Origin of the sequence: Shewanella sp. AS16 (genome assembly GCF_021412365.1) — a bacterium.
Classification (GTDB): domain Bacteria; phylum Pseudomonadota; class Gammaproteobacteria; order Enterobacterales; family Shewanellaceae; genus Shewanella; species Shewanella salipaludis.
Genome location: NZ_JAKCLK010000024.1, coordinates 1 through 2,376, shown reverse-complemented (window position 1 = coordinate 2,376; position 2,376 = coordinate 1). Strand labels below are relative to the sequence as shown.

Sequence of the window (2,376 nt, the reverse complement as noted above, 5' to 3'; positions counted from 1 at the left end):
TTCAGTAAAACCCATCTGGGTTGTATGGTTAAGCCTCACGAGTCATTAGTACATGTTAGCTCAACGCCTCACAACGCTTACACACCATGCCTATCAACGTCCTAGTCTCGAACGGCTCTTTAGAGGACTTATAGTCCTAGGGATGACTCATCTTAGGGCTCGCTTCCCGCTTAGATGCTTTCAGCGGTTATCGATTCCGAACGTAGCTACCGGGCAATGCCATTGGCATGACAACCCGAACACCAGCGGTTCGTCCACTCCGGTCCTCTCGTACTAGGAGCAGCTCCCTTCAATCATCCAACGCCCACGGCAGATAGGGACCGAACTGTCTCACGACGTTCTGAACCCAGCTCGCGTACCACTTTAAATGGCGAACAGCCATACCCTTGGGACCGACTTCAGCCCCAGGATGTGATGAGCCGACATCGAGGTGCCAAACACCGCCGTCGATATGAACTCTTGGGCGGTATCAGCCTGTTATCCCCGGAGTACCTTTTATCCGTTGAGCGATGGCCCTTCCATTCAGAACCACCGGATCACTATGACCTACTTTCGTACCTGCTCGACGTGTATGTCTCGCAGTTAAGCTGGCTTATGCCATTGCACTAACCGTACGATGTCCGACCGTACTTAGCCAACCTTCGTGCTCCTCCGTTACTCTTTGGGAGGAGACCGCCCCAGTCAAACTACCCACCAGGCACTGTCCTCAACCCCGATAAGGGGCCAGAGTTAGAACATCAAAACTACAAGGGTGGTATTTCAAGGACGACTCCATCAGGACTAGCGTCCCAACTTCAAAGTCTCCCACCTATCCTACACATGTAGGTTCAATGTTCAGTGCCAAGCTATAGTAAAGGTTCACGGGGTCTTTCCGTCTAGCCGCGGGTATACGGCATCTTCACCGCAATTTCAACTTCACTGAGTCTCGGCTGGAGACAGCGTGGCCATCATTACGCCATTCGTGCAGGTCGGAACTTACCCGACAAGGAATTTCGCTACCTTAGGACCGTTATAGTTACGGCCGCCGTTTACCGGGGCTTCGATCATGAGCTTCTCCGAAGATAACCCAATCAATTAACCTTCCGGCACCGGGCAGGCGTCACACCGTATACGTCATCTTGCGATTTTGCACAGTGCTGTGTTTTTGATAAACAGTTGCAGCCACCTGGTATCTGCGACTGCCGTCAGCTTAGGGAGCAAGTCCCATCACCAACAGCAGCGTACCTTCTCCCGAAGTTACGGTACCATTTTGCCTAGTTCCTTCAGCCGAGTTCTCTCAAGCGCCTTGGTATTCTCTACCCGACCACCTGTGTCGGTTTGGGGTACGATTCCCGCTAACCTGAAGCTTAGAAGATTTTCCTGGAAGCATGGCATCAACTACTTCAGTCCCGTGGGACCTCGTCATCAGCTCTCGGCCTTAAGATTTCCCGGATTTGCCTAAGAAATCAGCCTACCACCTTAAACGCGGACTACCAACGCCGCGCTAGCCTAGCCTTCTCCGTCTCTCCATCGCAGTTAGCGAAAGTACGGGAATATTAACCCGTTTCCCATCGACTACGCCTTTCGGCCTCGCCTTAGGGGTCGACTCACCCTGCCCCGATTAACGTTGGACAGGAACCCTTGGTCTTCCGGCGAGGGGGTTTTTCACCCCCTTTATCGTTACTCATGTCAGCATTCGCACTTCTGATACCTCCAGCGTGGGTTACCCCTTCACCTTCAACGGCTTACAGAACGCTCCTCTACCGCACACGCCTAATGGCATGTACCCGTAGCTTCGGTGACTAGCTTAGCCCCGTTACATCTTCCGCGCAGGCCGACTCGACTAGTGAGCTATTACGCTTTCTTTAAATGATGGCTGCTTCTAAGCCAACATCCTAGCTGTCTAAGCCTTCCCACATCGTTTCCCACTTAGCTAGTACTTTGGGACCTTAGCTGACGGTCTGGGTTGTTTCCCTTTTGACGACGGACGTTAGCACCCGCCGTCTGTCTCCCGAGTAGTACTCACTGGTATTCGGAGTTTGCAAAGGGTTGGTAAGTCGGGATGACCCCCTAGCCTTAACAGTGCTCTACCCCCAGTGGTATTCGCTCGAGGCGCTACCTAAATAGCTTTCGAGGAGAACCAGATATCTCCCGGTTTGATTGGCCTTTCACCCCCAGCCACAAGTCATCCGCTAATTTTTCAACATTAGTCGGTTCGGTCCTCCAGTTGATGTTACTCAACCTTCAACCTGCCCATGGCTAGATCACCGGGTTTCGGGTCTACACCTTGCAACTAAACGCGCAGTTAACACTCGGTTTCCCTACGGCTCCGCTATTCGCTTAACCTCGCTACAAAATGTAAGTCGCTGACCCATTATACAAAAGGTACGCAGTCAC

1 rRNA gene is annotated in these 2,376 nt (G+C 52.3%); it reads right to left on the bottom strand.

The window, feature by feature from the left end:
* Positions 1 to 24: 24 nt before the first annotated feature.
* Positions 25 to 2,376: ribosomal RNA gene (locus LZP73_RS19085) — 23S ribosomal RNA — on the bottom strand; the annotation flags it as partial.